Here is a 1,984-nt window from a genome sequence, read left to right on the forward strand (position 1 = left end):
GCGTTCATCAAGGCGGCCATGCCTTCGGTCGGCTTGTCATAGGCCGGGCCGAGCAGCTTGTTGCGGTACTGCTGGGCCTGATCGGCCATCCAGTTGGGGAAGAAGGCGAGTTCCGGCGGCGCGCCGATGTCGGGATCGCCATCGAGGTTGACGACCTTGCCGGCGACCGCGCCGTTGAACGGCTTCAGCTGGTTGTAGTCGGATTTGAGGAAGCACCATTTGGCTTTGTTGTTGTAGGTGAAGGCGCGGCAGGCCGGGTCGCCCAGACATGTCGTCTTGCACTGGTCGAGCGTGACATTCTGGTCGGACCTGAGATCGAAGCCGAAATAATCGGAATTGTCTGTCGTCGCGATTCGTCGAGCCTCAGCCGCTTGCGCGACACCACCCCAGGCTAAGACATTGGCCCAGGCAAAAAACAGAAGAATCAGGATCGACAGACCACGAGCCGCGCGCATTGCCATAACACCCTCCAGACACTGCTAACGTCCAGGCATGATCAAGCTTCAGTCAAGCTTGTCAACGCAGGGACGCGGCAGGGTTCCGCCTGCCAACGGTTTCCTTTCCGGCCGATGGCCGGTAGTACCTCCATAGGACAGGTGATCACGCTTTCTTGCGGCGACGCAAAAGGTGTGAATTCCAAGCCCGCCCTATTTCAGACAATTGGATTGTGGCCCCTTTACGAGCGCTTCAGAACTTCATTCCAATTTTAGTTTTATAACCTAGGTTGTCTTAATGCCGGCGCATGAAGAGCAGATGTCAGGAGGTCGCGCGCCAGGGCGTGCGCTTCCGCGCGCCCTGCTTTTGGCCATGATGTGCTCGACCGCGCTGCTCGCCGAATCGCGGCCGGCGGCGGCTTTCGAGCTTTTTGGCATCAAGCTGTGGGGATCGTCCAGCGACGAGGATGCCGACATCGTCGATCCGCTGCGCTATGCCGTCACCATCAATGCCCCCGACGCCGACAAGGATCTGGTCAAGAAGCTCGAAAACGCCTCGGCCCTGAAAAGTGACGAGGAGCGTCCGGTTTCCGGCTCACTCGGACTGATGGCCAAGGCACGCAGCGACCGCGAACAACTGGTCGCCGCGCTCTATGCCGACGCCCGCTACGAAGGCGTGGTCACCGTCACCATCGACGGCAAGCCGCTTGACGATTTGCCGCCGGATGCCGAATTCAAGGGGCCGCAGCCGGTTCCGGTGGCCATCGACATTGTCAGCGGGCCGAAATTCACTTTGGGCAATATTCACCTTGAGGGCGACGCAGCTGGGCTGATGAGCGCCGATTATGGCCTGATCGCCGGCGGCGACGCCGGTTCGGGCGCCGTGCTCAAGGCCGAGGCGCTGATCGTGCGGGCGCTGAAGGAGGAGGGCAGGCCGCTGGCCAAGGTGACGGACAGGCAGATCGTCGCCGACCACGCCACTTCGACGCTTGACGTGACGCTGACGGTCGCCGCCGGGCCGGTCGCCGGCTATGGCGACACCACTGTGGAAGGCACCGAGAAGGTCGATCGCGACTTCACCGAATACATGACCGGCCTCAAGCGTGGCCGGCAGTACTCGCCGCAAGAGATCAGCGACGCGCGCGACCGGCTGCTGGCGCTCGAGGTCTTCAACAGCGTGACGTTCAAGGAAGCCGACAAGCTCGATGCCGATGGCAACATTCCGATCGGCGTCCAGGTCAGCGAGCGCAAACCGCGCTATTTCGGCGTCGGCGGCACCTTCTCCAACACCGAGGGGCTGGGCCTGGAAGGCTATTGGGGCCACCGTAACCTGTTCGGGCGAGCCGAGAAGCTGCGCATCGACGGCAAGATCAGCGGCATCGGCAGCAATGATCTCAGCGAGCTCAACTACAATGCCGGCATCATGTTCGAAAAGCCCGGTGTGATCGGGCCGGCATCGAAGTTCTTCGCCAGCGTCAAGACCGTGCTCGAACATCCGGACGCCTATGACCATTTCTCGGTCAAGGGCAGCACCGGCCTGTCCTACGAAC

At 61.6% G+C, this 1,984-nt stretch carries 2 protein-coding genes; one reads left to right on the forward strand and one right to left on the reverse strand.

Features of this window, described 5'->3' with window-relative positions:
- On the reverse strand, positions 1-461 hold a 461-nt coding region (locus EN935_RS33375), incomplete at its 3' end, for a PAN/Apple domain-containing protein (RefSeq protein ID WP_164771579.1).
- A gap of 271 nt (positions 462-732) precedes the next feature.
- Between EN935_RS33375 and EN935_RS33380 the strand changes: the two genes are divergently transcribed.
- On the forward strand, positions 733-1,984 hold a 1,252-nt coding region (locus EN935_RS33380; RefSeq protein ID WP_164771580.1), incomplete at its 3' end, for an autotransporter assembly complex family protein.

The sequence above is a fragment of the Mesorhizobium sp. M7D.F.Ca.US.004.03.1.1 genome (assembly GCF_003998635.1).
In the GTDB taxonomy this organism is placed as follows: Bacteria; Pseudomonadota; Alphaproteobacteria; order Rhizobiales; family Rhizobiaceae; genus Mesorhizobium; species Mesorhizobium loti.